Origin of the sequence: Cytobacillus sp. FSL M8-0252, from assembly GCF_038007345.1 — a bacterium.
Classification (GTDB): Bacteria; Bacillota; Bacilli; order Bacillales; family Cytobacillaceae; genus Cytobacillus; species Cytobacillus kochii.
This window is the reverse complement of record NZ_JBBOWZ010000001.1, coordinates 2,041,752-2,067,012: the sequence shown is the minus strand read 5'-3', so window position 1 is coordinate 2,067,012 and position 25,261 is coordinate 2,041,752. Positions and strand designations below refer to the sequence as shown.

At 36.4% G+C, this 25,261-nt stretch carries 28 protein-coding genes; all 28 read right to left on the bottom strand.

Going from position 1 to position 25,261, the window contains the following annotated elements; all coding sequences use genetic code 11:
- Positions 1–11: 11 nt before the first annotated feature.
- The 28 genes from MKX83_RS10650 to hslU all read right to left on the bottom strand — a co-directional run bounded on the left by MKX83_RS10650 (position 12) and on the right by hslU (position 25,240).
- The gene (locus MKX83_RS10650; RefSeq protein WP_307314400.1) at positions 12–1,097 is read right to left on the bottom strand and encodes a protein-glutamate methylesterase/protein-glutamine glutaminase; all 1,086 of its coding nucleotides are present in this window, start codon (positions 1,095–1,097) and stop codon (positions 12–14) included.
- Positions 1,097–1,969 (bottom strand): MinD/ParA family protein, encoded by an 873-nt coding sequence (locus tag MKX83_RS10645; RefSeq protein WP_095369512.1) that lies wholly within the window; start codon positions 1,967–1,969, stop codon positions 1,097–1,099. The genes MKX83_RS10650 and MKX83_RS10645 overlap by 1 nt, the downstream gene beginning before the upstream one ends.
- Positions 1,962–3,092, bottom strand: coding sequence for a flagellar biosynthesis protein FlhF (gene flhF / locus MKX83_RS10640; RefSeq protein ID WP_341055284.1), 1,131 nt, complete (start codon positions 3,090–3,092; stop codon positions 1,962–1,964). Before flhF ends, MKX83_RS10645 begins: the two co-directional genes overlap by 8 nt.
- Positions 3,092–5,125, bottom strand: a complete 2,034-nt coding sequence (gene flhA, locus MKX83_RS10635; RefSeq protein ID WP_095369514.1) for a flagellar biosynthesis protein FlhA — start codon at positions 5,123–5,125, stop codon at positions 3,092–3,094. The genes flhF and flhA overlap by 1 nt, the downstream gene beginning before the upstream one ends.
- Positions 5,126–5,198: 73 nt before the next feature.
- Positions 5,199–6,284, bottom strand: coding sequence for a flagellar biosynthesis protein FlhB (gene flhB / locus MKX83_RS10630; RefSeq protein ID WP_095369515.1), 1,086 nt, complete (start codon positions 6,282–6,284; stop codon positions 5,199–5,201).
- Between the two features lie 4 nt (positions 6,285–6,288).
- Complete coding sequence (fliR, locus tag MKX83_RS10625) at positions 6,289–7,065, bottom strand: flagellar biosynthetic protein FliR (RefSeq protein WP_095369516.1); 777 nt, start codon at positions 7,063–7,065, stop codon at positions 6,289–6,291.
- Positions 7,066–7,072: 7 nt separating this feature from the next.
- Positions 7,073–7,342, bottom strand: coding sequence for a flagellar biosynthesis protein FliQ (gene fliQ / locus MKX83_RS10620; protein ID WP_095369517.1), 270 nt, complete (start codon positions 7,340–7,342; stop codon positions 7,073–7,075).
- A 19-nt stretch (positions 7,343–7,361) separates the two neighbouring features.
- Positions 7,362–8,027, bottom strand: a complete 666-nt coding sequence (gene fliP, locus MKX83_RS10615; protein ID WP_095369518.1) for a flagellar type III secretion system pore protein FliP — start codon at positions 8,025–8,027, stop codon at positions 7,362–7,364.
- Entirely contained in the window at positions 8,020–8,694 is a 675-nt protein-coding gene (locus MKX83_RS10610) for a flagellar biosynthetic protein FliO (RefSeq protein ID WP_322909233.1), read from the bottom strand. The genes fliP and MKX83_RS10610 overlap by 8 nt, the downstream gene beginning before the upstream one ends.
- A gap of 20 nt (positions 8,695–8,714) precedes the next feature.
- Positions 8,715–9,080 carry a response regulator gene (locus MKX83_RS10605; RefSeq protein WP_095369520.1) on the bottom strand — a complete coding sequence of 122 codons (366 nt, stop codon included), beginning with the start codon at positions 9,078–9,080 and terminating at the stop codon, positions 8,715–8,717.
- A gap of 17 nt (positions 9,081–9,097) precedes the next feature.
- The gene (fliY, locus tag MKX83_RS10600; RefSeq protein ID WP_322909232.1) at positions 9,098–10,312 is read right to left on the bottom strand and encodes a flagellar motor switch phosphatase FliY; all 1,215 of its coding nucleotides are present in this window, start codon (positions 10,310–10,312) and stop codon (positions 9,098–9,100) included.
- On the bottom strand, positions 10,305–11,300 hold the full coding sequence (gene fliM / locus MKX83_RS10595; protein WP_341055281.1) for a flagellar motor switch protein FliM: 996 nt from the start codon (positions 11,298–11,300) through the stop codon (positions 10,305–10,307). The genes fliY and fliM overlap by 8 nt, the downstream gene beginning before the upstream one ends.
- A gap of 69 nt (positions 11,301–11,369) precedes the next feature.
- Entirely contained in the window at positions 11,370–11,783 is a 414-nt protein-coding gene (gene fliL, locus MKX83_RS10590) for a flagellar basal body-associated protein FliL (protein ID WP_095369523.1), read from the bottom strand.
- The gene (locus tag MKX83_RS10585) at positions 11,776–12,000 is read right to left on the bottom strand and encodes a flagellar FlbD family protein (protein WP_095369524.1); all 225 of its coding nucleotides are present in this window, start codon (positions 11,998–12,000) and stop codon (positions 11,776–11,778) included. The genes fliL and MKX83_RS10585 overlap by 8 nt, the downstream gene beginning before the upstream one ends.
- 43 nt (positions 12,001–12,043) lie before the next feature.
- Positions 12,044–13,531: a flagellar hook protein FlgE gene (locus MKX83_RS10580; protein ID WP_416337081.1), complete on the bottom strand. Its 1,488-nt coding sequence runs from the start codon at positions 13,529–13,531 to the stop codon at positions 12,044–12,046.
- A gap of 41 nt (positions 13,532–13,572) precedes the next feature.
- Entirely contained in the window at positions 13,573–14,202 is a 630-nt protein-coding gene (gene flgD, locus MKX83_RS10575; protein WP_095369526.1) for a flagellar hook assembly protein FlgD, read from the bottom strand.
- Positions 14,203–14,214: 12 nt separating this feature from the next.
- Positions 14,215–15,528: a flagellar hook-length control protein FliK gene (locus MKX83_RS10570; RefSeq protein WP_340974548.1), complete on the bottom strand. Its 1,314-nt coding sequence runs from the start codon at positions 15,526–15,528 to the stop codon at positions 14,215–14,217.
- A 15-nt stretch (positions 15,529–15,543) separates the two neighbouring features.
- Positions 15,544–16,164, bottom strand: coding sequence for a MotE family protein (locus MKX83_RS10565; protein ID WP_095369528.1), 621 nt, complete (start codon positions 16,162–16,164; stop codon positions 15,544–15,546).
- A gap of 8 nt (positions 16,165–16,172) precedes the next feature.
- Positions 16,173–16,616: a flagellar export protein FliJ gene (gene fliJ / locus MKX83_RS10560; protein WP_341055279.1), complete on the bottom strand. Its 444-nt coding sequence runs from the start codon at positions 16,614–16,616 to the stop codon at positions 16,173–16,175.
- 3 nt (positions 16,617–16,619) lie between these two features.
- Positions 16,620–17,939: a flagellar protein export ATPase FliI gene (fliI, locus tag MKX83_RS10555; RefSeq protein ID WP_095369530.1), complete on the bottom strand. Its 1,320-nt coding sequence runs from the start codon at positions 17,937–17,939 to the stop codon at positions 16,620–16,622.
- Complete coding sequence (fliH, locus tag MKX83_RS10550) at positions 17,926–18,693, bottom strand: flagellar assembly protein FliH (protein WP_322909229.1); 768 nt, start codon at positions 18,691–18,693, stop codon at positions 17,926–17,928. Before fliH ends, fliI begins: the two co-directional genes overlap by 14 nt.
- Positions 18,686–19,732, bottom strand: coding sequence for a flagellar motor switch protein FliG (fliG, locus tag MKX83_RS10545; protein ID WP_095369532.1), 1,047 nt, complete (start codon positions 19,730–19,732; stop codon positions 18,686–18,688). The genes fliH and fliG overlap by 8 nt, the downstream gene beginning before the upstream one ends.
- On the bottom strand, positions 19,714–21,312 hold the full coding sequence (gene fliF / locus MKX83_RS10540) for a flagellar basal-body MS-ring/collar protein FliF (protein ID WP_307314433.1): 1,599 nt from the start codon (positions 21,310–21,312) through the stop codon (positions 19,714–19,716). The genes fliG and fliF overlap by 19 nt, the downstream gene beginning before the upstream one ends.
- 51 nt (positions 21,313–21,363) lie before the next feature.
- Positions 21,364–21,672 (bottom strand): flagellar hook-basal body complex protein FliE, encoded by a 309-nt coding sequence (gene fliE / locus MKX83_RS10535; RefSeq protein ID WP_095369534.1) that lies wholly within the window; start codon positions 21,670–21,672, stop codon positions 21,364–21,366.
- 15 nt (positions 21,673–21,687) lie between these two features.
- A complete protein-coding gene (flgC, locus tag MKX83_RS10530) occupies positions 21,688–22,131 on the bottom strand; it encodes a flagellar basal body rod protein FlgC (RefSeq protein ID WP_341055276.1) in 444 nt (147 codons plus the stop codon).
- 3 nt (positions 22,132–22,134) lie between these two features.
- A complete protein-coding gene (gene flgB, locus MKX83_RS10525; RefSeq protein ID WP_095369535.1) occupies positions 22,135–22,524 on the bottom strand; it encodes a flagellar basal body rod protein FlgB in 390 nt (129 codons plus the stop codon).
- A 422-nt stretch (positions 22,525–22,946) separates the two neighbouring features.
- A complete protein-coding gene (gene codY / locus MKX83_RS10520; RefSeq protein WP_095369536.1) occupies positions 22,947–23,726 on the bottom strand; it encodes a GTP-sensing pleiotropic transcriptional regulator CodY in 780 nt (259 codons plus the stop codon).
- A 116-nt stretch (positions 23,727–23,842) separates the two neighbouring features.
- Entirely contained in the window at positions 23,843–25,240 is a 1,398-nt protein-coding gene (hslU, locus tag MKX83_RS10515; protein WP_373370913.1) for an HslU--HslV peptidase ATPase subunit, read from the bottom strand.
- Between the last annotated feature and the right edge of the window lie 21 nt (positions 25,241–25,261).

The window sequence follows — 25,261 nt, the reverse complement described above, 5'->3', positions numbered from 1 at the left end:
GGACACCTCCATTAAACATACTTCAAGATTGTAGATGAGACATTTTGTAACTCTACTACTTCATCAGCTAATCCATTATCAACTATCGCTTTTGGCATCCCGTAAACGATGGCTGTTTCTTTCGATTCGGCAATAATGGTTGTTTTCGTTTTCTCTTTTAACTTTTGTGCTCCCTTTTTTCCATCTACGCCCATTCCGGTCAATACGACAGCTACTTGTCTATAGCCCTGCAATTCACTAAATGAAGCAAACAGCATATCAGCAGATGGACAATGCCCCACTTTTTTCTCCGGTGGTAATAAATGAGCAAAAAGAAAACTGCCTTTTTGATTTATAGTAAAATGTAAGCCGCCTTTAGCAATATAAGCAACACCTTTCTCCAACTTTTCTCCATCTTCTACTTCTTTCACCGTAATATGAGTCATTTGATTCAATCGGTTTGCTAAAGAATGGGTGAAATACGGTGGCATATGTTGGACAATCAGCATTGTTGCATTTATATCCTGCGGAAAACTTTGTAAAATAGATTGAATGGCTCGTGGCCCTCCTGTTGATGCAGCAATTGTAACGAGTAAAGGTTTTTTCTCTTTTAATACTAAATGCTCACCCTTTAGTTCTATATTACTATAATCGGCAGATGTTTTTATGTTTTTGTGAGGTTGTTTTATAGGACTAATTAACGATTTCATGTTTGTTTGTCGTGCTATTTTCACTTTTTCTATTAAATCATGTTTGATTTTATATAAATCTAAGGAAATCGGACCCGATGGCTTTTCTATAAAATCAAATGCGCCATATTTAAATGCTAGTATCGTATGATCTGTACTTACTTTCGCGGCACTAGATAACATGATAACTGGTAGAGGTTTATTTGCCATTATTTTTTGCAGCGCCTCAAGTCCATTCATAATTGGCATTTCAATATCTAGTGTAACGACATCAGGCTGTTTTTGAATCACTTCACGTACGCCCTCTTCACCATTTCTCGCTACACCTATTACTTCTATTAGTGGATCTCCAGATAAAAAATCGGTAATTAGCTTTCTCATAAATGCTGAGTCATCAATTACAACTACCTTTATCTTATTCACACCCATCACCTCCTACTTAAAAGCAAATGTTTTAAACGCTGGATAAAAGAAGTACCGCTTCCTTGTTCCATTCTTTCTATTTCATTTAATAATTGAGAAGTAATGAGTGCTAATTGTTTAGCAGCTTGTCCCTGTCGATCCAATTGGACAAAAGGGACTTGGTGTTGAACGGCTTTTTTCACTTTTTTATCTTCAAACACACATCCTAAATATACAATTTCCAATTGTAAGAACTTCTTTACTACTGCCGAAATACGCTCGTATGCTTCACCAGCTTGCTGTATGTCATCGACGCGATTCATAATCATTGAAAATTGAATATCCGACTGATTTCGGGCAATTTGTTTTATCGCACCATAAGCATCCATTATAGCTGGAGGCTCTGGTGTTGTAACAACAATCACTTCTTTAGAAGATGAAATAAATGAAACAGCTTCCAAACTCATCCCTGCTCCCATATCTAAAATGATGAAATCATATGTCCTTAAAACGACACTTAAATCATCAAGGAAGTTATCCACCTTTTGTTTATCCAGTTGCAATATATTTGAGAGTCCTGAACCACCGGCAATCATATCAATACCTAATGGCCCCTTTTCTATTAACTCATTAAATGAGCGCTTTTCATGAAAATAATCAGCTAAAGTAAATGGAAAAGAACGACCGATTAGAATATCTTGATTCCCCATACCTATATCCATGTCAATTAACAAGACTTTCTTCTGTTGCTCTTTCAATAAAATGGAAAGATTCAAGGATATATTTGACTTCCCCACGCCCCCTTTACCACTAATCACAGAGATGACACGACCTTCTTGATCGATAAAGGGTTGATTATTCCTTAAATGATCACGTAGTTTAGCTGCTTGATCATACATAAGCCGAATCCTTTTTGAGAACGATATTCAAAAATTTTTCCTTTGTCATCTCTTTCAAGTCTTCGGGTACTTCTTGTCCATTTGTCATATAAGCAATCCCTTTTTGAAAACGAAGCACCATTTCTCCTACTGCATTAAGGTTGCTCGTTTCATCTATTTTAGTAAATAGGAAACGGTCAATGTCCATTCTGGTAAATTGCTCATATATCTCTTTCATATCTTCTACTTTTGCAGTAAGTGACAGCACCAGGAACGTCTCAGTCGGAAAATCAGTGGCTTTTGTTACAGAGGAAAGCTCCTTTATATTTTCCTCGAGACGATAATTCCTTCCTGCTGTATCTATAAATATCACATCGTAATGAGCAAACTTTTCTACTGCCTGCTGATAATCTTCGGCAGAATAGCAAACCTCTAGAGGTGCATGGAAAATATCAGCATATGTCCTTAATTGCTCAATAGCAGCAATACGATACGTATCAGTTGTAATAAATGCTACCCGTTTCTTATGTTTTAATACCGCTTCAGCAGCCAGTTTAGCAATGGTAGTTGTTTTCCCAACCCCTGTTGGACCTACCAGTTTAATTAATTTATTGTTAAAAGTAATACCGCCAAATGAAATACCTTCTAGTTTACTAGTCAGATATTCTTCTATCCATTCTGTCACCTTGCTATCACGTAATTGCTCTGATTCTTTATACCATCTCGATAATAGATGGTCTGTCATCTCATTGATAAGAAATGCTGGCAATTCCATATTGTGTAATCGTTCAATCATTGTTTTAACATCTGTTGGCACGGTTTCAGTTTGCCTATGTAAATTGTTTCGCTTTTCTTTCATTAGCCCTTTCACTTCATTCAACTGCGTAATAATTTGTTGCATATTCTCTAACTCACTTGAAGAAGTCTGCGTCTGAAAGGCTGGTGGTTGATCAGATTTCTGCTGCTTTGCCTCAGGGTCGACACCTGCCATAATCTCTAGTTGCTCCTTTTTAAAGAGACCGAGAAATCCCGTTGCTTTTTTAGTTTTTTTCGTTTGTAAAATCATGGCATCTGGTCCTAAATCTTTACGTATTTTCTCTAATCCTTCTGCCATTGTATTAACAGTAAATTTTTTCACTTTCATTATAGATTCACCACTCCAACGCTTTGTACTTCTGCATTAGCTTCTATCTCATTGTAAGAGAGAATAGGCACTTGAGGAAAATACCTTTCCGTCAATTGTCTTACATATAAACGAACAGCAGGTGAACATAAGACCACTGGTGTATGATTCAACATAGAGCTTTGTTCGATTTGGTTTGCCAGAGACTCTAAAATCGTTTGTGTTTGTGTCGGATCTACCGATAAAAAACGCCCCTGTTCTGTTTGTTGAATCCCATCAGCAATAATCTTTTCTACTTTTCCAGATAAAGTAATCACTTTTAACGATTCACCTTCATCATGAAATTGATCAGTGATTTGTCTAGCAAGTGCTTGACGAACATACTCCGTTAATAAATCTGTATCAGTTGTCGATCTAACAGTATCTGCTAAACTTTCAAATATCACTGGTAGATTCTTAATAGAGATGTTTTCTCTAAGTAATTTCGCCAGCACTTTTTGAATATCTCCCGTTGTTAAAGGCGTCGGTGTGACTTCTTCCACCAAAATAGGATAACTTGATTGTAAATGATCGATTAATTGCTTCGTTTCTTGACGACCTATTAACTCATGAGCATTATTTTTGATCACTTCAGTTAAATGAGTGGACACAACTGAGGGGGGATCAACAACGGTATAACCGTAAATTTCAGCTTGCTCTTTCGTGTCTTCATTAATCCATTTAGCTGGTAAACCAAATGAGGGTTCGATTGTATCAATTCCTTCAATAGAATCTTCCTCGACACCTGGACTCATGGCTAGATAATGATCTAACAAAAGCTCCCCTTTGGCCATAACATTCCCTTTTATTTTGAGTCGATACTCATTAGGTTGTAATTGAATATTATCTCTAATGCGAACGACAGGGATGATAATTCCTAACTCTATGGCTAATTGCCTTCTAATCATAACGATTCGATCAAGTAAATCGCCACCTTGATTCCCATCTGCTAATGGGATAAGCCCGTAGCCAAATTCAAATTCTATCGGATCCACATTTAATAGATTAATCACACTCTCAGGGCTTTTCATTTCATCTGTTTGCACTTCTTCTTCAATTTCTTGTAATTGCTCTTTGTCAGGTGCTGGTGTTTTAGAAATAAAATACCCGCCTGCTATTAACAAACCTGCGATAGGAAGTGTTAATAACAAGCCAATCGGTGTAAACACACCTAAGAAAAGAATAGTCGCGCCGGCAATATAGAGCATTTTAGGATATGAAAATAATTGCCCAGTTATATCTGATCCAATATTCCCCTCTGAAGCTGATCTAGTGACAACTAAACCAGTAGCAGTAGACATTAGAAGAGCTGGTATTTGGCTCACTAACCCATCACCAATTGTTAACATAGAAAAATGAGTGGCAGCTTCTCCTATTGGTAAACCTAATTGCGTGACACCAATGATTATTCCAACGATTAGATTAATTAATGTAATAATAATAGACGCAATGGCATCGCCTTTTACAAATTTACTCGCACCATCCATTGCTCCATAGAAATCTGCTTCCCGCCCGATTTTTTCACGACGATTTCTAGCATCTTGTTCAGAGATCATCCCAGCATTTAAATCTGCATCAATACTCATTTGCTTTCCAGGCATTGCATCCAAAGTAAATCTTGCTGCAACCTCAGATACACGCTCAGTCCCTTTTGTAATAACAATAAACTGAACGATTACGAGAATGATGAACACAACTAAACCGACGATTACGTTACCTCCAGTAACAAAGGAACCAAACGTTTCAACAACTTTTCCCGCATCACCTTCGGAAAGGATGGCACGCATCGTAGAGACATTCAACCCGATGCGAAATAAAGTCATTAAAAGAACAAGCGATGGAAATATAGAAAATTCCAGTGCTTCCTTCATACTCATGGCCATGAGTAAAACCATAAGTGCGAGCGCCATATTAATGATAATTAAAATACTTAATAGCCAATGGGGAAAAGGAATGATGAGCATAGCAACAATTAGAATAACGCTCAACAACACCGATAAATCTTTTACAGCCATCTGATTCTCTCCTAACGATATATAAAACAATCTATCTCTCCATCTTTTGATAGATGGTTATTTTTAATAGTTATCATTTCTCCAATTGGTTTTTCACTTTATATACATAAGCTAAAACTTCAGCAACCGCTTTAAAAAACTCTTCAGGTATACTCTCGCCAATATCAACTTGATCATAAAGACCTCTAGCAAGCGGTCTATTCTCTACCATGATTACTTTATGTTCATTAGCGATTAATTTTATTTTCTGTGCGACATGGTCTACCCCTTTAGCTGTAAGAATTGGTGCGTCTGCTTTCGACTCATCATATTTCAAACAGATAGCATAGTGAGTGGGGTTGGTAATGATGACATCTGCTTTTGGCACTTCTTGCATCATTCTTCTTGTCGCCATCTCCCTCTGCCTTTGCTTAATTTTAGATTTAATTAAAGGGTCTCCCTCCGAACTTTTATGTTCATCTTTTATATCTTGCTTTGACATTCGTAAATTCTTTTCATAATCATATTTTTGGTATAAATAATCTAATATTGCTAGAACCAATAACGCTAAGGAAGCAAATATCCCCATTTGGATGGTTAAATCAATGACTGTTTTCATTGCAGCCCCAATTGTTTTTTGTGAGAGAATGAGAATCTCGTCAATTCTTAACCACAAAATCGAAAAAACAACGACGCCAATGATACTAATTTTAAGAATCGATTTTAACATTTCAACGATAGCACGGAGAGAAAAAATTCTCTTAAAGCCTTTAATCGGGTCTAACTTCTCAAGCTTCGGTTCAACTGGTTTTGTCGTAAATAACACGCCAACTTGTATATAATTAGCAATGATTCCTGCGATAAGGGCCACTACCATAATTGGACCTACAATCATAATTAGTTCTTTTAAGATGTCCAATAAAATCTTAAAAACAGATGCTTCCGTTACATCAAGTAATAAATATTCATTAAAAGAATGCTCAAGCATTGTGATGATGGAAGTTTGCAGAAAATCTGCGGCAAAGAAAAAGAACGTAAAAACAGCTAGTAACATAATAGCAGTATTTACATCTTGGCTTTTTGCAACTTGCCCCTTCTTACGATTATCTTGTTTCTTTTTCGGTGTTGCTTTCTCTGTCTTTTCTCCAGCAAAAAGCTGTAAATCGAGTGTGAGAAACATTTTTTTATGCCCCTCCCATCAAGTTCATCAAGCCTCGTAAGAAATACAACATTTCTTCAAACAGTTTTGAAACAACTAACATCATCACACCCATCATAATAAATAAGATGATGAAGCTTACACCAATTTTCAACGGTAACCCGACTACAAAAACATTTAGCTGAGGGAACGTTCGAGCGAGAATCCCTAATGCCACATCAACAAGAAATAAACAGCTGACAACGGGAATAGCCATTTGAAAGGCAATAACAAACATTCTACTAAAAGCTTTCACCATATATTCAGCCATATTAGCATTTCCAAACGCAATCCACGGTTGATCAAGTGGGACATATTGATAACTATAGAAGATTCCGTCTAATAATAAATGATGACCATTGACCGATAATAGAAATAGGAGTGAGATAATGTATAAAAATTGACCCGTTAGCGGACTTTGTGCACCAGTTTGTGGATCAATGACATTCGCTAGAGCAAAACCCATTTGAAAGTCGATAAAACCACCTGCAGTTTGAATCGCCGATAATAATAAATAAGCAAGAAAGCCGATAAACAAACCAACCAATGCTTCTTTAAGAATGAGAAAAATATACATATTGTCTATTTCAAGTAATGGTAAATCGAGTGTAAATACCATAATCCATGCAATAAAAAAGCCAAGCCCTATTTTCATTGTATTAGGAACATTCCTATATGAAAAAATCGGCATCATCACAAAAAATGAGGTAATTCTTACAAATACTAATAGGAAACTTGGAAAATAGTTGAATAATTCTTGCATAATAACTTTAACCTATATACCTTGTTAAATTAGAAAGAATATCACTCGTATAGCTAACCATATAATTTAACATCCATGGTCCAAAGACGACTATACCAACTAACACAGCGACAATCTTTGGCACAAATGCTAGCGTCTGTTCTTGAATTTGTGTTGTTGCTTGAAAGATACTCACAATTAAGCCGACCACTAAAGCTAGTAATAATAATGGTCCGCATACAATTAGTACTGCCATTATCCCCTGCTCGGCGATTGAAATTACGGTTTCCGAAGTCATTTCTCTAACATTCCCTTACTTAAAAACTTTGTAGTAGTGATTTCACTACTAAATACCAACCGTCAACTAACACGAACAATAAAATCTTAAAAGGTAATGAGATCATTACAGGTGGAAGCATCATCATTCCCATCGACATTAATACACTGGCTACGACCATATCAATGACTAGAAAAGGAATAAAAATCATAAAACCAATCTGGAAGGCTGTTTTAATTTCACTAATAGCAAATGCTGGCACTAGTGCTGTTAATGGAATCTCCTCGATAGAAGTAGGCTTTTCAGCTCCTGAATAATCTAGAAATAGCTGTAGATCCTTTTCTCTCGTATGAGCACTCATAAACTCTTTAAAGGGAAGGGAAGCTCTATCATATGCTTCCTCTAGATCAATTTCTTCATTGAATAGGGGTGATAATGCTTGTTCGTTAACCTCATGAAAAGTAGGCGCCATCACAAAAAAAGTTAAAAATAAGGCAAGTCCAATTATCACTTGATTGGGAGGCATAGATTGAGTAGCTAATGCCGTCCTTACGAAAGAGAGAACAATCACGATACGCGTAAAGCATGTCATTAATATTAAAATACTTGGCGCTAAAGAAAGTACTGTTAACATTAGTAACAGTTTAATAGATGTTGAAATATTATCGGGTGAACTGTTATTAAATATCTCCATTACTTCATTCATGTTCGTGTTTACCCTTCTTCAAATTTTCAAGTTGGTCGGAACGTTTTTTTTTCATATCTGCCAGTTGTTTACTAAGAATATCTTGAAAAGATTGGTTCTTAACTTGTTCACTTTCCGACTTCTTCATTATCTTGAAAGGTTGAGTAAGAAACTGTTTTGCTTGCAATGACTGGTCGCCTTGTTCTTCATAATTTTTTAATAAAGTATCCCGCTCTTCTTTATCAGCGACCTCACTGATGAGTTGTACATTTTCACCAACGCCTAGTATATACACTTTTTCACCTATTTTGACGACTTGCACCGAGCGATTTTGACCTAAGGCAGTCCCACCAAGGTGATTAACGACATTGGTTGATTTATAAGAGCGGCTCTTTTTATTAACAAACTTTAACAAGCCATATAACAAGCCAACCACAAACACTGTAGCAAAAATCATCTGAATAAAATCCCAAGCATTTAACCCGACTTCCGTAGTGTCTGCTGTTATTTCTTCTGAGTGTATATTTGGTTCAACCTCATTTTTCTCTGTGGATTTTTCCTCATCCTTCACCATTTCCTCAACACTTCTAGATTCAGCTGACGCAGTCACATGAAGTAACTGCGTCAAAAATAAGCAGGAAATGGCTAGTATACATATTCTTCCTATTACTTGTTTATACATGTTCATTACATCTCACTTCTTACGGCTTATTGATTCAATGTTTTTGAAATCGCCTCGATAACCCTATCTGCTTGAAATGGTTTAACAATAAAATCTTTAGCACCTGCTTGAATGGCATCGATCACCATCGCCTGCTGTCCCATAGCAGAACACATAATAATCTTAGCTTGACTATTAATTTTTTTGATTTCCTTTAATGCTGTGATTCCGTCCATTTCTGGCATGGTAATATCCATTGTAACTAAATCAGGCATTGTTTCTTTGTACTTTTCAACTGCTTGTAAACCATCTGCTGCCTCTCCTACAACCTCAAAACCATTTTTCACCAATATATCTTTAATCATCATTCTCATAAAAGCTGCATCATCGACAATTAATATTTTTTGAGACATTTTCTATTCCTCCTTGGTTACCTTAACTTTTTAAGACGATCTTGTTGACTGATTATTGAAGTGACCCTTACACCGAAGTTTTCATCTATTACAACCACTTCACCTTTTGCTATTAATCTACTATTTATTAAAATATCTACTGGTTCGCCTGCCAATTTATCTAATTCAATAATTGACCCTTGCGTCATATCTAAAATTTCTCTTACAGATCTTTTGGTACGTCCTAATTCGACTGTTAGCTGCAATGGTATATCTAAGAGCATATCCAAATTATTCGTTTGCTTTTCAGCTGGTTGTTGCGAACCAAACTCTAAAAAGTTGGCCGGCTGAATCTGCGCCTGTACCGCTTGTTTTTGCATTGGCTCAGTTGGTGGTTGATAATAATTAGGCTGACTATATGTATCAACATTTTCAGTAGAGCTATGAGGCATATCACTCATTGATAAAGATGAGCTTGTCTCTTCCATCTGTGCAATCTCTTGCGGTTGTACATCACTTACTTTTTGTTGTTCCATTTCCTTGTCACTTTGTTCTTCAGCTGTTGTTTGTAATAACTCTTTCACTAAGCTTTTGGCAAAGTGATAAGGTAATACTTGCATAATATGAGAATCAATTAATTGACCAATGATGATGCGAAAAGAGATTTTCACTAGAGGATCTTCCCTAGGGATCGTTTCTGTCCCTTCACCTGTCGATAAATTCAGTATATCAATTGTCGGAGGAGATATATCCACCCTTTTCGCAAAAATAGTGGACATTGAAGTAGCAGCTGAGCCCATCATTTGATTCATTGCTTCTTGCACCGCACTTAAATGAATATCTCCCATGTCTGGTGATGGTTGACTTCCATCGCCACCAAGCATCAAATCGGCAATGATCGATGCATCATGTTGATTAATAACAAGAATATTCGTTCCCTTGAACCCTTCTGTATAATTCACCTTAATGGCAACATAAGGATGGGGGAATTCTTCAATTAATTTATCATATTCGATAACAGAAACAGAAGGAGTCGTTATTTCTACCTTCTGATTTAATAATGTAGACAAAGCTGTCGTCGAACTACCAAATGAAATATTACCTATTTCTCCAAGAGCATCTTGTTCAATAAGCGTTAGTTCTTGCCCTTTGTCTTGCTCTTCTGGAGCAGAACGAAAAAATGTTTCGTTCTCGTCTCCCGTTCCTTTTAACAATGCATCAATTTCATCTTGTGAAAGCATATCATTACTCATTTTCTTCTTCTCCTTTCACAAAATCCAAAATTTGTACAGCCATTTTTTTATGGACTTTCCCAGGTTGTCCTGTGAATTTTTGAATTTCGCCAACTTTAATCTGCATCGGTTCGTGAATGCCTTGATCCAATTCAATCACATCACCAATTGTTAAATCTAAGAAATCTTCAATACTAATATCCGTCGATCCTAATTCACATACAACGGGAATATTGGCCATCTCAATATTTTTTGTTAATCGTTCTATCTCTTCAGGCTCTCTGTTCTTTACATCTGATTCAATCCAATATCTTACTGATAACTTTGGCATAATGGCTTCTAATGCCACATGCGGGATACAAATGTTGATCATTCCACTTGCCTCGCCTATTGTGGCAGTGAGAGATATTACGACAACTGTTTCATTAGGTGAAACCATCTGCAAGAATTGGGGATTGACTTCAAAATCTGCATAACTTGGCTCGATGTCTATTACATTGCTCCAAGCCTCTTTCAAGAGAAGAAAAGCTTTCGAAAACGTATTAGACATAATCTTTGTTTCTATCTCTGTTAGGTTTTCTACTTTATTTAAGCTAGATCCTTTGCCACCCATCATGCGATCCATTAATGCGTATGCGATATTGGGATTTACTTCGATCAATATTTTTCCATCAAGTGGTGGAACATCGAAAACATTAAGGATTGTCATTTTAGGAACTGAACTAATAAACTCTTCATACGGAATTTGATCAGTAGATGTCACCGAAATTTGCGCATAAGTTCTTAATTGTGCTGAAAAGTACGTTGTTAATAACCGAGCAAAATTTTCATGAATCCTTGTTATGCTTCTAATTTGATCTTTAGAGAACCTAAGAGCACGTTTAAAATCATATGTTTTAATTTTGCGCTCACTCTGTTCCTTTTTCAGTTGATCAGCGTCCATCTCTCCAGTTGAAAGGGCTGATAGAAGCGCATCTATTTCACTTTGCGATAAAACTTCTCCTGGCAAAAAAGTCACCTCCATATCTTTGAATTAAACTCTTATTTTTAAAAGATGAGTAATCTGTCAGCAATTATGTTATTGGAGGATTGATTCAGTTATATAGATTTTTTCAATTTTGCCCGATTCCATCAGGTCATTTATTTTTTTTGTTAAATTTTTCTGTAATAATAGTTGACCATCTTTACCTCTTAAATCATCTGCTTGCATTTCTGATAACTCTTGGATCATTAAGTTCTTCACTTGGAAATCTCTTTTCTCTAACTCTTCTTTCGCCTTTTTACTCTCCACTTGGATAGTAAAAGATATCCGTATATAATCGTCACTTGCTAGATTTGTCGTAATCTGGTCAATAGAGACAGTGCGTTCAAGAATATCATCAATAGAAGACTCGTTTGCATCCTTCGCAAATACATCCGTAAAGTAAAATAACGAACCACTAATTACTAGTAACAATGACAGAATTCCAACGATGAGCCATTTTTTATTCATCTTCACCGTTCTCCTCCCACATAGAATGAGCTTTAATCATACCAACAGCCTGGTAGAACTGCTGAATACTTTCCACTACTTCTAATTCATTTTCCTTCACAACATACTTTTTACCATTGGTAAGTGTGATTGTTGTATCAGGAAATGATTCGACTGTTTCGATATAAAACGCATTTAACCTAAACGATTGACCATTTAATCTCGATAATTTTATCAATTTATTGTAATAGGCAAACCAAAGCTTGCCTAAACCTCCCTTTTTAACGTTTCAAGTTAACTAGTTCTTGAAGAATCTCATCAGACGTCGTAATAATTCTTGTATTTGCTTGGAAGCCTCTTTGGGCAGTAATCATTTCAGTAAATTCTTCTGATAAATCAACATTAGACATTTCAAGTGATCCTGCTGCTAAGCTCCCTCTTCCGTCACCTGCCATACCAATATTAGCCACACCTGAGTTGGCAGAAGCTTGATAAAGGTTATTACCAGCTTTTGTTAACCCTGAGCTATTGCTAAATTTGGCTAAAGCGATCGTTCCAAGAATATCGATAAGACCATTTGAATAGACACCATTAATTTCACCAGATGCACCAATATTGAAGCTTTCCAGTTTCCCTTCCGTATAACCATCAGGAAATACATTGGCATTCGATGCTCCTTCTACTTGTGTAAGTGCAGAAAAATCAAGATTAACTAATAATTGACTTTCATCTTCATCCGTTGCCATATTATCTGTTACACCTGAAGGAACTGGTATTCTAATACCTTCTTTTAACGCATCAGCACCTACGATTTGTCCATTGGCATCAAAGCTTAATGTAAGATTATCCTCAGGTTGGGTTGGTGCCGTAACATTAAACGTCCAAGTACCATCTTCTTTCACATTTGATACATCAATTTGTAAGCCATGGGCGGATAAGACGCCATTCTTAACTTGAGACGCATTTACAGTTACATCACCATCAGGTGTTGAAATCGTATATACATCATCTTTTAACTCAACTTCCCAATCTCCTGTTTGTGTCCCCTTGTAACCTTCTGGATTTTTCACACTAATATTTCCAGCGTCTTCATCTGGATTTGTGATCGTACCAACAGAAGATGGTTTTGGCTCTTCATTAAAAAAGACACCCCAGCTATTGTCGCCCATCTTTTTAAAGTAAACAGTTGACGCATGGGCATTACCATTGCTATCAATTGTTTTTATTTGTTGATTAAATACCGTTCCAATATTCGCATCTTTTGCTAGATTTCCTTGAACTGTGATTGATTCTGTTGTCACTGCAGGAAGGGTGGCATTCACATTTACAACCACATCACCTAATACACCGTTGCTATTATATGCCTGTACTTTTAACCCCTCACTATTCACTAGACTGCCATCATCATCCAAATAAAAATTACCTGCACGCGTATAATACTGGGCCCCACCTTGCTGAACGATAAAGTAACCATCTCCTTCAATGCCCAAATCCAATGCTCTACCGGTCGTTTGCATACTCGATCCAGAGTGAATAACATCGATCGTAGCCAAAGTAGACCCTAGGCCAACTTGTGTTGCATTTCGCCCACCACGTAATTCTGTCGGTGAGGATGGACCAGCCACCATTTGATTCATTGCATCTTTAAATGTGACTCTACTCTTCTTAAAACCAGCTGTATTAACATTGGCGATATTATTACCAATTACATCTAATTTTGTTTGAAAATTCTTCATTCCACTGATCCCTGAATACATTGAGCGTAGCATTGCATTTCCTCCTTTAAATCATCAAATATATCATTTCGCTTTTATTCAATTTTCATAATTTGCTGTGGGGTAATTAATTTTTCAGAACCTGAAATATGAAAATATGTTTGTCCATCTTTAAAGGACACTGACTCCACTTTAGCTATTTGATTTTCCCCTTGATCATCCTGATAAGTAATTTCTTTTCCGATTAATAAACTAGATTGAACTAATGTATTCTCATCAATCGTTGGCTGATTTAGTTCAGAAATATTACTTGGTGATAACTCGGTTCCATCTTCAAGAATAAATGTGACAGTAGAATCTTTGAACTGTATGGAAGCAACTTTTCCAGTTCCTTGCTCAACTTCCACATTAGCCTCATTAGTATTTAATTTATGCCAAGTAATCTCTTTACCTACAAATTGAGAATAAGATAGTAATTGGTTCTGCTCTTGAATGTTGATCATTTCTTCCATACTTGTTGTCAAATTAGTCATTTGTTCTAAAGAAGAAAACTGAGCCATTTGTGATATAAATTCTTTATCATCCATCGGGCTTGTTGGGTCTTGATTTTGAAGTTGAACCATTAATAATTTTAAGAAGTCATCTTTGCCTAATGTATTGCTATTATTGGTATTGGCTGCTTGTGATTGTGATAGCAATAAAGAAGAATCAATACTGTTTGTCATATAACTTACCACCTAAACCTTTAGATTTAATAATTCTGCTTCTAATTCATCGAAGAAAGAGGTTGCTTTATCCTCTTGTTCTTCTCTTCGGTTATGACCATCACCATCTTGATTTGGTTGATTCTTCTCTCTTTGACTGAACGATTCCTCTGCATGCTTTTGTTCTAAGGAGGTTTGATAAATTTCGATCTTATCGACATTGATATTTTGTGAATGAAATGCTTGTCTGAGAGTTTGTGCGCTAGATTCAAATGCATCTTTGGCTGCCTGTGTACTTGCAATAATTCTAGCAATCATCACTTGATCTTTTTGGACAATTTCTATCTTCAATGTGCCTAAATGTTCTGGTGTGAGTTGTATGCTCAGTTTTTGTATCCCATTAACAGTCGTAAATTTGGCACGGGATAAGGTATTCTCAAACTGTTTTACTAATTGTTCTGCCGGAATTGGTTTACCATTTTGTAGAATATGTAATTGCAAAGTATCGTTCTTAGAGATTGCAACCGGATTTGTAGGAACTTGCACAGTCTTTATATCCGGATTTTGATCCTCTATTCCTTTACTAATTGTTGAAAGTATTTCCACTTCTGTTTCCATTTGCTTCTGCTCACTATTTATTAACGTCATGCTTAGTGGTGAATGATTGACCAACTGTTGTGTTCGAAGTTGTGTCTCTCGGGCTTTTAAAGAAATGGATTGAGGTATCGGTACAACTGCTTCGTTTTCTAGTATTTTCACGATGTCTTTTACGAGTCCAGCTAATTGTTGTTGATTAAATGGTGATGGTTCCGTTTGTTGATTCATCATTTGCACAAGCTTTATTGTTTGGAAGACGGCTTTGTTCTGAGTGATAAGGTCAGTTGTTTGTGTTTGTGTTTGCGCACGCCCACCTTCCACTACTGAAACTAACTTTGAAAGAAAATTCTCTCTAGCTTCTGCCGTTTGAAGATCTATAGAAATATCATCTTGATTTTTCAACAATGACTGGATATGAGTAAAAATCAATTCCATCTCTTCTTCTTCAATGTTTAATAACTGACTAGCCTTTTCTACAACTAGCGGTTCATCTCGTAAGTCGATATACATAAACGATTGCCATTCTTCCGGCAAATCTTCCCACTCTAATACTCCGAGAAGAGAAAGCAAATCATCTTGCTTTGTAACTGCATCTTTCGTGACGTCGCTATTCGAACTGACCGTTTCCACAGTTGACAGAACACTCCCTAAAAATTGAGCGAAATCGCCTTTCCCCACCTTCTCATTAGCTGATACTTCTTTAGTAGATTGATGGTTATTATTTATAGGTAACAGTGACATGAGTTCCATGAAACATCTCCCTCTTTATTCAGCGGCTTTCTCATCGTCATCTGTGGTAGAAGTATTTTCTACAGACGCTGTTACCAGGCTTGTAAATGAAGCAGCTTTTGTTGGTTCCATTTTTGCCAGTATATCAGCAAGTACTTCAGGTTTTACCTCTGCCAGGATTCGCACCGCTTCTTCTTCATTCATATTAGATAAAATAGGCGCAGCTTTTTTAGCAGCCATTTCTTCATAAGTTTTAATAATGTCACTAAAAGCCCGCTTATTCTCTTCTTTCATTAAAACTAATTCGTCTACTCTATTTTCTAATCGTGTTTTTTCTTGGCTTGCTTTATTTAATTCATTGTCTTTACTTTCTACTTGATTTTGCAGTTGCTCAATTCTTGCCTCACGGTCATTGACCTCTGCCTCTAGTTCGATCAGTCTATTTTCCATTGTTTGCATCATTTCTGTTTGATCTTCTTCAAAAAGGGTAGATAGAACAGGAACATTTTGACCATACTTTTTCGCCACTTCAAAGATGTTATATCCACTTACAGTTAGGATTAATAATCCAATTGCGATAAGTCCAATTAAAGTGGTGGCAATGATCATAAATATCTTAATGACCGGTCTAGACCTTTTCTCTTTGTGACTTTCCATCTTATCACCTAAAGTTCTTTATGGATAAATTGCTGGATTGAAATATCATCCATTTCAATATTTTCTAATCTCTTCATTTCTGATACGTATTGCATCTTCTTCTTATCTTTAATGACTTCATATTTCTTGTACTCTGTCATTTTTTCTGCAAGCTTTTCTCGATAATAATACATTTGTGTACGAGCATTCATTACTCTTTTTTGATAATGACTAATTGTCTTTTCTAAATTCGAAATAAACTGTTGCTGATAACGCATTTCCACTACTTGTAAACCACTAACTAGTCTTTCAGATTGCAATCTATCTAGATCTTCTTTTTTCTTTAGCAATTCATATAGTTTGGTCGCAGCTTCTTCAAAACGTCTCGTCGCTTGATTATAAATATCCAAAGCTTCATCTTTTTCACGTTCTTTTACATGCATAATTTTCTCAAACTTATATTTAAAAGACATTTGTTACTGTGCTCCTTCTCCAACTAGCGCAAATAGTTGTTCAATTCCATCATCAATCGTCACTTTTTCATCCGTTTGTTGTTTAAGAAAATTTAAAATTTGTGGATATAAAGCAATCGCTCGATCTATTTCTTGTGATGACCCTTTCTTATATGCACCGATATTAATTAAATCCTCTGATTGCCTATAAGTACTAAGTGATTCTCTTAAGCTCTCAGCTGCTTTTATATGCCTCTTACTACTAATTTGATTCATTACACGACTGATACTTTTGAGTACATCTACAGCAGGATATTGTCCTTTATTAGCGAGTTCTCTATCTAACACATAATGACCATCCAATATACCTCTCACAGTATCAGCAATTGGTTCATTCATATCATCACCATCAACAAGCACTGTATAAAAGGCAGTGATAGAGCCCTCTATGGAGGTGCCAGTTCTCTCTAACAGCTTAGGTAAAACAGAAAAAACTGATGGCGTATAGCCTTTTGTTGTCGGAGGTTCGCCAATTGCTAAACCTATCTCCCGTTGTGCCATTGCTACCCGAGTAACAGAATCCATTAGCATCATAACCTTCATGCCTTTGCTACGAAAATACTCTGCAATGGCTGTCGCTGTATAGGCACCTTTTATTCTCATTAATGGCGGTTGATCCGAGGTAGCTACAATGACAATTGAACGTTTTAATCCTTCAGGACCAAGATCTCTCTCGATAAACTCACGGACTTCTCTTCCTCTTTCACCAATTAAAGCGATGACATTAATGTCTGCTTTTGTATTTCTGGCAATCATGCCGAGTAGAGTGCTTTTACCAACACCACTACCTGCAAAAATGCCCACTCTTTGGCCGTTACCAACTGTTAGTAAACTATCAATCAACCGAACGCCTACTTCAATTGGTTCGCTAATGGGTGGTCGCAAGAGAGGATTTGGTGGCTCTTGTTCTGTTGGCACCTCTCTTAATCCTTTTGGAAGTAGAGACCCGTCTAATGGTTGTCCCAAGGAATCAAGGACATTCCCTACAAGAGAAGTCCCAACTTTAATTTCTAACGGTTTTCCTGTTGTTTCTACTAAACTACCAGGTGATATATCAGTAACTGTTGTATATGGCATAAGAATAATATTCTCATCTTTAAATCCGACCACTTCTGCACGTATCTTCCTACTCTTCTTACCTTGCACATGAATATAGCAAACATCACCAATGGAACTAACCGGCCCTTGAGATTCAATCATTAGGCCAACAACTCTCTTGACCCTCCCGTATTTTTTGAAACTATCTGTATCATGAATTTCCTCTAATAACTTATCCAAGTTCATGATGGGTCTCCAACCATTCTGATAGTCTTTCTTTGATCTCGTCTATTTGACTTTTACATGTGGCATCAATTCGACCATTATCTGAATCAATTACACAATCTACTACAGAAAGTTCTTCATCGGGAAGGATATACAGGCCAGCTTCAACAGGTAACATTGCCTTAAGTTCATCCTTATAGCTTAATAACTCTAGATATTTATCAGGATGAACAATAAGTTTAATGTTTTTGTAATGCTTTGCTTCTCTTAATGCGTTTTTTACATAAGATTGATAGTGCTCCGAATGATGAGTTAATTCCGTGGCAATGATTTTTTCTGCTACATTCATACTAATCGTTAATATCGTTCGGTCCGCTGACTGAATAGTTTCTTCATAATCAGTTTTTGCTGCATTAATTATCTCTTTTACTTCTGCTAATCTAGAGGTATATGAGTTAAATCCATCTTCTTTACCTTTACTCATCCCGGTGAGGTAACCTTCCTCATATGCCTCTTTACGTACCAATTCTTGTTCTTCTTTTGCCTTTTCCTTTTCTTCTTGAACTGTTTGATATATGCGATCAGCATGCTGATTTGCCGATTGGATAATTTCTTCCGCTCTCTTCTCTGCTTCATTAATCACCTGGTCATAATAGGCAGACATCTGCTGTGATGGATGATCCTCTGATTGTTTAAACATCGGCCGAATAGAGATTGTTATTTGCTCCTCTTCGCTTAAGTAATCGTGAGTAGAATGTTTAAATAACCTAGACAATAATATCATCCCCTCCGCCTCTAGCGACGATGATTTCCCCAGCTTCTTCCAGTCTGCGTACAATTGCGACAATTCTTGATTGTGCTTCTTCGACTTCTCGAAGTCGAACTGGTCCTAAAAATTCCATTTCCTCTTTAAATGTATCTACAGTACGCTGTGACATATTTTTATAAATAATCTCTTTTACTTCTTCACTAGACACTTTCAAAGAAAGCATGAGATCTTCACTTGCACAATCTCTTATCACTCGTTGAATGGCTTTATTATCAAGCGTAACAATATCCTCAAACACAAACATTCTTTTCTTTATTTCTTCAGCTAAATCTGGATCTTGAATTTCTAATGCATCAAGAATCGTACGTTCAGTTGAACGATCCACGCCATTGAGCACTTCTACTACAGACTCGACTCCACCAGTTTGCGTATAATCTTGTGTAACAGTAGCGGACAGCTTTCTTTCTAAAATTTGTTCGACCTCATTAATAATTTCAGGAGAAGTGCCATCCATTACTGCGATTCTTCTAGCAATATCCGCTTGCGTATTTTGAGGTAATTCCGACAGTATTTGACCAGCCTGCTGTGGTTCTAAATAGGAAAGAATTAACGCAATGGTTTGCGGATGTTCATTCTGAATAAAATTCAATATTTGTGTTGGGTCAGCTTTTCTGGCAAAATCGAATGGTCTCACTTGAAGCGAGGAAGTTAAACGATTTATTATCGCTGTTGCTTGCTCGTTTCCTAATGCCTTTTCGAGCACAGTCTTCGCGTATCCGATACCCCCTTGCGCAATGTAATCTTGAGCAAGAGCGATTTGATGAAATTCATCTAGCACTTCTTCTTTTGCCTCAGTGTCTACTTTTCTTACACCGGATATTTCTAAAGTCAACTTTTCAATTTCTTCTTCACTTAAATGCTTATACACATTAGAAGCAATATCTGGACCTAAAGATATTAATAAAATGGCTGCTTTTTGCCGTCCTGAAAGATTTTTCTTCTCCCTTTTCACGCTTGACTGGCCTCCTAATCTTCCGTAATCCATGTTCTTAGGAGCTTGGCAAAGTCTTCCGGTTTCTCTTTAGCTAGCTTCTCTAATTGCTTGATTCGGATGCTTGCCTCTGTTTCCTTTTCCTGATGTACATCAGGAATAGAATCATTTAATTGCTCTTCCACTTCATACTCTACAATATCTTCTTCTTTCTCTTTTTTATTACGTAAGAATAACCATAGTAATAATATAATTACCAATAATAGTAACCCTACAACCAAATATATCCACCAAGGAATCGTTCCTGTTTCTTCATTTGGAAACTCAACTTTTCCATTGAACTCTTGAACGGAGACAGCTATTTTATTTTGTAGCTCTTCATCGGTTAACGTTTCATCCAATGTGTCTTTATCGATGGATGTACGGATAATGGTTGATAAGATTTGCGTTATATCATTAATCCGATCTTGTGGCAATGAATTTGGATTATTAGCATCAGGTGGTTCCACCATTACTTGAATGCCCAAATCCCTTACTTTATATGGGCTTTCAACAATTTCTTTTCTTATTCTGTTTACTTCATTATTAATTGTTTCTTCTATTTTTTCATAATCGCCGTTGCTATTTGAACCTTCAACATAAGAAGAGCCGAGTGCATCCGCACCATCTTCACTTTGCGGGATACCTCCTTCTGTATCTCCATTCCCTGTAAAGGTTTCTGTTAGCTTTTGTGCACTAATGGCTATTCCTTCCATATTCTCTTCATCTACTGGTTCGACAAGATTTTCTTCTCTATTCTCTTGTGTGAAATCGACATCTGCTGTAACAGACACCACTACTTTTTCTTGACCCATTAATGTAGCTAGCATCGTTTGCACTTGACGTTGGATATCCTTTTCGATTTCTTTTTTTATTTCATGTTGTACAGCAAATTGATTGCCTGTCGAAAATTCTTCACTGTTTTTCAAATCAAAGTACTCAAAGTTTTGATTAGTTATGACGATATTATCAGTAGGTAAATTAGGTACACTTTTAGACACTAAATGATAGAGTGCTTGGATTTGTTGATTTTCAAATTTATAACCTGGATCCGTGTTTAAAACGATAGACGCCGATGCTTGTTCCTCTGTTTCATTTAAAAACACACCAGATTCAGGCATGTTTATCATGACTTTAGCGTTGTTAATACCATCAATACCTTTCATTAACTCTGCTAATTCAGACTGCATCGCATCTAGTTTCATCACGTCAAATTCATTTTCCGTCATCCCGATTCCAGCATTTTGACTAAAAAATGAGTAATCAATATTACCGCTATCTGGGATTCCTTCTGCAGCTAGCTCTACCATGAGGCTATCTACTTGTTCTTCTGGTACTTTAATAGCTGTACCACCTTCAACGATTTCTGACTTAATCCCCTTAGCATCTAAATTTTCCTTTATACTGCCTGTTTCTGAGGGTGTCAGGTTACTATATAGTGGGACTAAGGTGGTTCTGGTCGAAAGAAAAACAATGATACTAATACCAATGATTAATAATAACGGAGCACCGATTATTAAAGCCTTTTGCCCCTTTGTTTTCGCATCCCAGAACGTTCTCACCTTTGTACCATATGCTTGCAAAGAATCTTTCATCTAAAAATCCCCCGATGGTCCTTGGTTATTCATTAGACGAGAATGCATGATTTACACTTGCATTCTCATCATCTCTTGATATGCTTCGACTGCCTTGTTACGCACTTCTAGTGTTAAAGACATGGATACACTCGCTTTTTGAGCGGTGATCATTACGTCGTGGAGATCAACATCCTGCCCCGTAGCAAGCTTTGTCGTCATTTCATCCGATGCTATTTGCCTTTCATTTACACTACCAATTGCATTTTTCAAAGCCGAAGCAAAGCTATTATGTGCATCACTCGGTGTAATCTCTTTTACATTTTGAGCATTATTCGGACTATTTGTATGTACGACGGGAGAGAAGCTATTAATATTCATCTCTTAGTCTCCTTCTTATTTACCTATTTCCAATGCCTTCAAGAGCATATTCTTATTCGCATTAAATACAGTGACGTTTGCTTCATATGAACGTGTTGCACTCATCAAATCTACCATTTCTCTTAATGGATCCACATTTGGCATTTCTACATACCCTTCTGCGTTAGCATCAGCATGAGATGGATTATAGACGAGTTCAAAAGGTGTTTCATCTTCAACAATTCTCGTTACCTTTACACCATTACCTGTTTGACTTTTTTCATTTATTGCGGTTTGTAAAAATGTTGAAAAGCCGTTATCTTTCGCTTGAAGCACGACGGATTTTCTCCTATAAGGGTCTTCCCCAGTCACGCTGCGAGTAGAATCAGCATTCGCCATATTTGAAGAGATGACATCCATCCTTAACCTTTGCGCTGTCAGTGCGGAAGCTGTTGTATCCAAACTATGAAAGATAGTCATCAATTATCTACCTCCCTTAATTACGTTTTCAAGTCCATTAAACTTACTACTCATGCGATCAACCAATGCGTTATATTGAATTTGGTTTGCTGCAAGCTCTGACATTTCTTGATCCATATCTACGCTGTTACCACTTTCGTTATATGTTACATTTTTCTTCGTTAAGACTGTGGTATTTAAATTAGATGGCGTCAAATCAAAATGCCTTTCATCCGTTTTATATGTATTCATGTTAGATAATGCGGAATCAAAAGCAGATTTGAAGCTTACATCCTTCGCTTTATATCCTGGGGTGTCAACATTCGCGATATTTTGCGAGATCACCTTTTGTTTTGTCGATGTTTGTTGAATTGCGTTTTCAATAATCGACATGGATTGTGAGAAGACTTTCACAAACTTCACCTCGTTTTTTCCAAAATTCTCCCCAATTAGCACTTACTAATAAATTCATCTATCATCATTGTAAAGAATATGAAATAATAAGTCTATGACCTAGAAGGGTTTTTTGGTAATTCTTTTGTCCTATTTTCGACATTTTTCTTCCTAGGTAAAAATACGCTTCATTTTTCCGTTTTTTTTAAAACGCTATTCATTATCAGTTGAATCAAGCGTTCGAATATATTATTTAATAGGTATAAAGAACTATAATGATTATGTTTATTAAAAATAGGTTTAAAGTTCTACTTTATTCGTTATTACTTTATTATTTCGTTCGTAATAAAGTTGTAACACAGAAAAATTTGACACCATAAAAATAACACGGTAACGCATCACTGCGTCTCCGTGTTATTTTTAAACTTTTTTTATTTTACTTCTTAGTTAGATTTTAATTTTTCTAATTCGAAAAGGAATTTATCGTTCAATACTTTAATATAAGTACCTTTCATCCCTAATGATCTTGATTCAATTACGCCAGCACTTTCTAATTTTCTTAGTGCATTAACGATAACAGAACGTGTGATTCCTACTCTATCGGCAATCTTTGAAGCAACTAATAGACCTTCTTTTCCGTCTAACTCTTCAAAGATATGCTCAATTGCTTCTAACTCACTGTATGATAAAGAGCTAATCGCCATTTGTACAACTGCTTTACTTCTAGCTTCTTCTTCAATTTCTTCTGCTTTTTCACGAAGAATTTCCATACCTACTACTGTAGCACCATATTCAGCTAAAACTAAATCATCATCTTCAAAGGCATCTTCCACTCTTGCAAGAATGAGGGTACCTAAACGTTCTCCTCCACCGATAATAGGAACAATTGTCGTTAAGCCAGCGCCAAATAACTCCTTATTTTCGATAGGGAATGCAGTATATTCACTATTCACATCTAAATTAGATGATGTCTCTTGAATGTTAAATAAGTTTTTAGTGTACTCTTCTGGGAACTGACGATCTTCAAGCATTTTCTTCATTCGCTCATTTTCGATTTGTTGATTCGCAGCATATCCTAATAGTTTACCTCTACGGCTTACTACGTAGATATTTGCTTCGATAACAACACTTAAAGTTTCTGCCATTTCTTTGAAGTTAACTGGCTTACCTGCAGCCTTTTGTAGCATTGCATTAATTGTTCTTGATTTTTTTAATAAATTCATTGATTTTTCCTCCTATAACTTTGGAACATTATTTCAATCCCTTGAATGTTTCGTTACTTTTTTTTTTGCTAAGATTTGCTTGATTAGGAGTACAATGAAATTTCATCAAATAAGGATTATAATATAAATTGACTTAAATCTTTATTCTTAGAAATTTCCCCGAGCTTCTCTTCTACATATTGTGGCGTAATCACAATCTTCTCTAATGTTACCTCAGGCGCTTCAAACGAAAGGTCTTCAAGCATTTTTTCCATAATCGTTTGCAATCGTCTTGCTCCAATATTATCGGTATTTTGATTTACATCATAAGCAAATTCTGCAATCCTACGTATAGCATCGTCAGAAAATTCAATTTGTATACCTTCTGTTTCTAATAAAGCTTGATATTGTTTGATCAAGGCATTATCAGGCTCAACTAATATTTTCACAAAATCATCCACAGTTAATTTTGTCAATTCGACTCTAATTGGGAAACGTCCTTGCAATTCAGGTATTAAATCAGACGGTTTAGCGGTATGGAATGCCCCAGCTGCAACGAATAAGACGTGATCGGTTTTTACTGTACCATATTTCGTTACAACAGTTGATCCTTCAACGACAGGAAGAATATCTCTTTGCACACCCTCGCGAGAAACATCTGCTGAGGAGCCACCTGAGTTTTTACTTGCGATTTTATCAATTTCATCGATAAAGATCATACCAGATTGCTCTGCTCTATAGATGGCTTCAGAACCTACTTCATCCATATCAATAAGCTTTTGTGCTTCTTCGTTCGTTAAAACTTTTCTAGCTTCGCTTACTGTAAGTTTTCGCTTCTTCTTTTTCTTTGGCATTAATCCACCAAGTGCATCTTGCATATTCATCCCCATTTGTTCCATACCCGAACCTTGGAGCATATCAAACATAGACGGTTGCTGTTCTTCTATTTCAACAGTGATTATTTCATCTTCTAGCTCTAAATTTTCAAGCTTTGTTTTCACTACTTTACGCTTTTGCTGAATTGACTGATCATCTTGTTGCTCATGATCGCTCTCTTGTTGATCATTCCCACCACCAAAAAACATTTCTAATGGGTTCTTATAATTGGCGGACTTTTTATTACTAGGTACGAGCAATTCGACAATGCGGCGATTAGCATTTTTCTCTGCTATTTCTTGCACACTTGCTACCTTTTCTTCTTTCACAAGTCGTACAGATGTCTCAACTAAATCTCTAACCATAGATTCTACATCTCTACCTACATAACCCACTTCAGTGAATTTCGTTGCCTCTACCTTAACAAATGGAGCACCAACTAATTTCGCAATCCTTCTAGCAATCTCAGTTTTACCAACTCCTGTTGGTCCAATCATTAAAATATTCTTAGGACTTACTTCATCACGAAGCTCTTCATGCAGTAGGCTTCTACGATATCTATTTCTTAATGCAACTGCTACAGCTTTCTTGGCATTTTTTTGACCGATTATGAACTGGTCAAGTCTTTCGACAATTTGACGGGGTGTTAAACTTGTCATTTTAACCATTTTAGCACTCCT

Coding starts and splice junctions, on each gene's coding strand:
- flhA (WP_095369514.1), bottom strand. CDS start 5,125: ATGGCTGTAAAAGATTTATCGGTGTTGTTGAGCGTTATTCTAATTGTT.
- MKX83_RS10610 (WP_322909233.1), bottom strand. CDS start 8,694: ATGAACATGTATAAACAAGTAATAGGAAGAATATGTATACTAGCCATT.
- flgD (WP_095369526.1), bottom strand. CDS start 14,202: ATGACAAACAGTATTGATTCTTCTTTATTGCTATCACAATCACAAGCA.
- MKX83_RS10580 (WP_416337081.1), bottom strand. CDS start 13,531: ATGCTACGCTCAATGTATTCAGGGATCAGTGGAATGAAGAATTTTCAA.
- flhB (WP_095369515.1), bottom strand. CDS start 6,284: ATGTTTCTCACACTCGATTTACAGCTTTTTGCTGGAGAAAAGACAGAG.
- MKX83_RS10570 (WP_340974548.1), bottom strand. CDS start 15,528: ATGGAACTCATGTCACTGTTACCTATAAATAATAACCATCAATCTACT.
- MKX83_RS10650 (WP_307314400.1), bottom strand. CDS start 1,097: ATGGGTGTGAATAAGATAAAGGTAGTTGTAATTGATGACTCAGCATTT.
- fliJ (WP_341055279.1), bottom strand. CDS start 16,616: ATGTCTTTTAAATATAAGTTTGAGAAAATTATGCATGTAAAAGAACGT.
- codY (WP_095369536.1), bottom strand. CDS start 23,726: ATGAATTTATTAAAAAAATCAAGAACAATTAATGCAATGCTACAAAAG.
- flgC (WP_341055276.1), bottom strand. CDS start 22,131: ATGACTATCTTTCATAGTTTGGATACAACAGCTTCCGCACTGACAGCG.
- fliI (WP_095369530.1), bottom strand. CDS start 17,939: ATGAACTTGGATAAGTTATTAGAGGAAATTCATGATACAGATAGTTTC.
- fliE (WP_095369534.1), bottom strand. CDS start 21,672: ATGAATATTAATAGCTTCTCTCCCGTCGTACATACAAATAGTCCGAAT.
- fliG (WP_095369532.1), bottom strand. CDS start 19,732: ATGGATTACGGAAGATTAGGAGGCCAGTCAAGCGTGAAAAGGGAGAAG.
- fliL (WP_095369523.1), bottom strand. CDS start 11,783: ATGAATAAAAAATGGCTCATCGTTGGAATTCTGTCATTGTTACTAGTA.
- flhF (WP_341055284.1), bottom strand. CDS start 3,092: ATGAAAGTGAAAAAATTTACTGTTAATACAATGGCAGAAGGATTAGAG.
- hslU (WP_373370913.1), bottom strand. CDS start 25,240: ATGACAAGTTTAACACCCCGTCAAATTGTCGAAAGACTTGACCAGTTC.
- fliY (WP_322909232.1), bottom strand. CDS start 10,312: ATGAGTAATGATATGCTTTCACAAGATGAAATTGATGCATTGTTAAAA.
- fliF (WP_307314433.1), bottom strand. CDS start 21,312: ATGAAAGATTCTTTGCAAGCATATGGTACAAAGGTGAGAACGTTCTGG.
- fliQ (WP_095369517.1), bottom strand. CDS start 7,342: ATGACTTCGGAAACCGTAATTTCAATCGCCGAGCAGGGGATAATGGCA.
- MKX83_RS10645 (WP_095369512.1), bottom strand. CDS start 1,969: ATGTATGATCAAGCAGCTAAACTACGTGATCATTTAAGGAATAATCAA.
- MKX83_RS10565 (WP_095369528.1), bottom strand. CDS start 16,164: ATGGAAAGTCACAAAGAGAAAAGGTCTAGACCGGTCATTAAGATATTT.
- MKX83_RS10605 (WP_095369520.1), bottom strand. CDS start 9,080: ATGTCTCAAAAAATATTAATTGTCGATGATGCAGCTTTTATGAGAATG.
- fliP (WP_095369518.1), bottom strand. CDS start 8,027: ATGAATGAAGTAATGGAGATATTTAATAACAGTTCACCCGATAATATT.
- fliR (WP_095369516.1), bottom strand. CDS start 7,065: ATGCAAGAATTATTCAACTATTTTCCAAGTTTCCTATTAGTATTTGTA.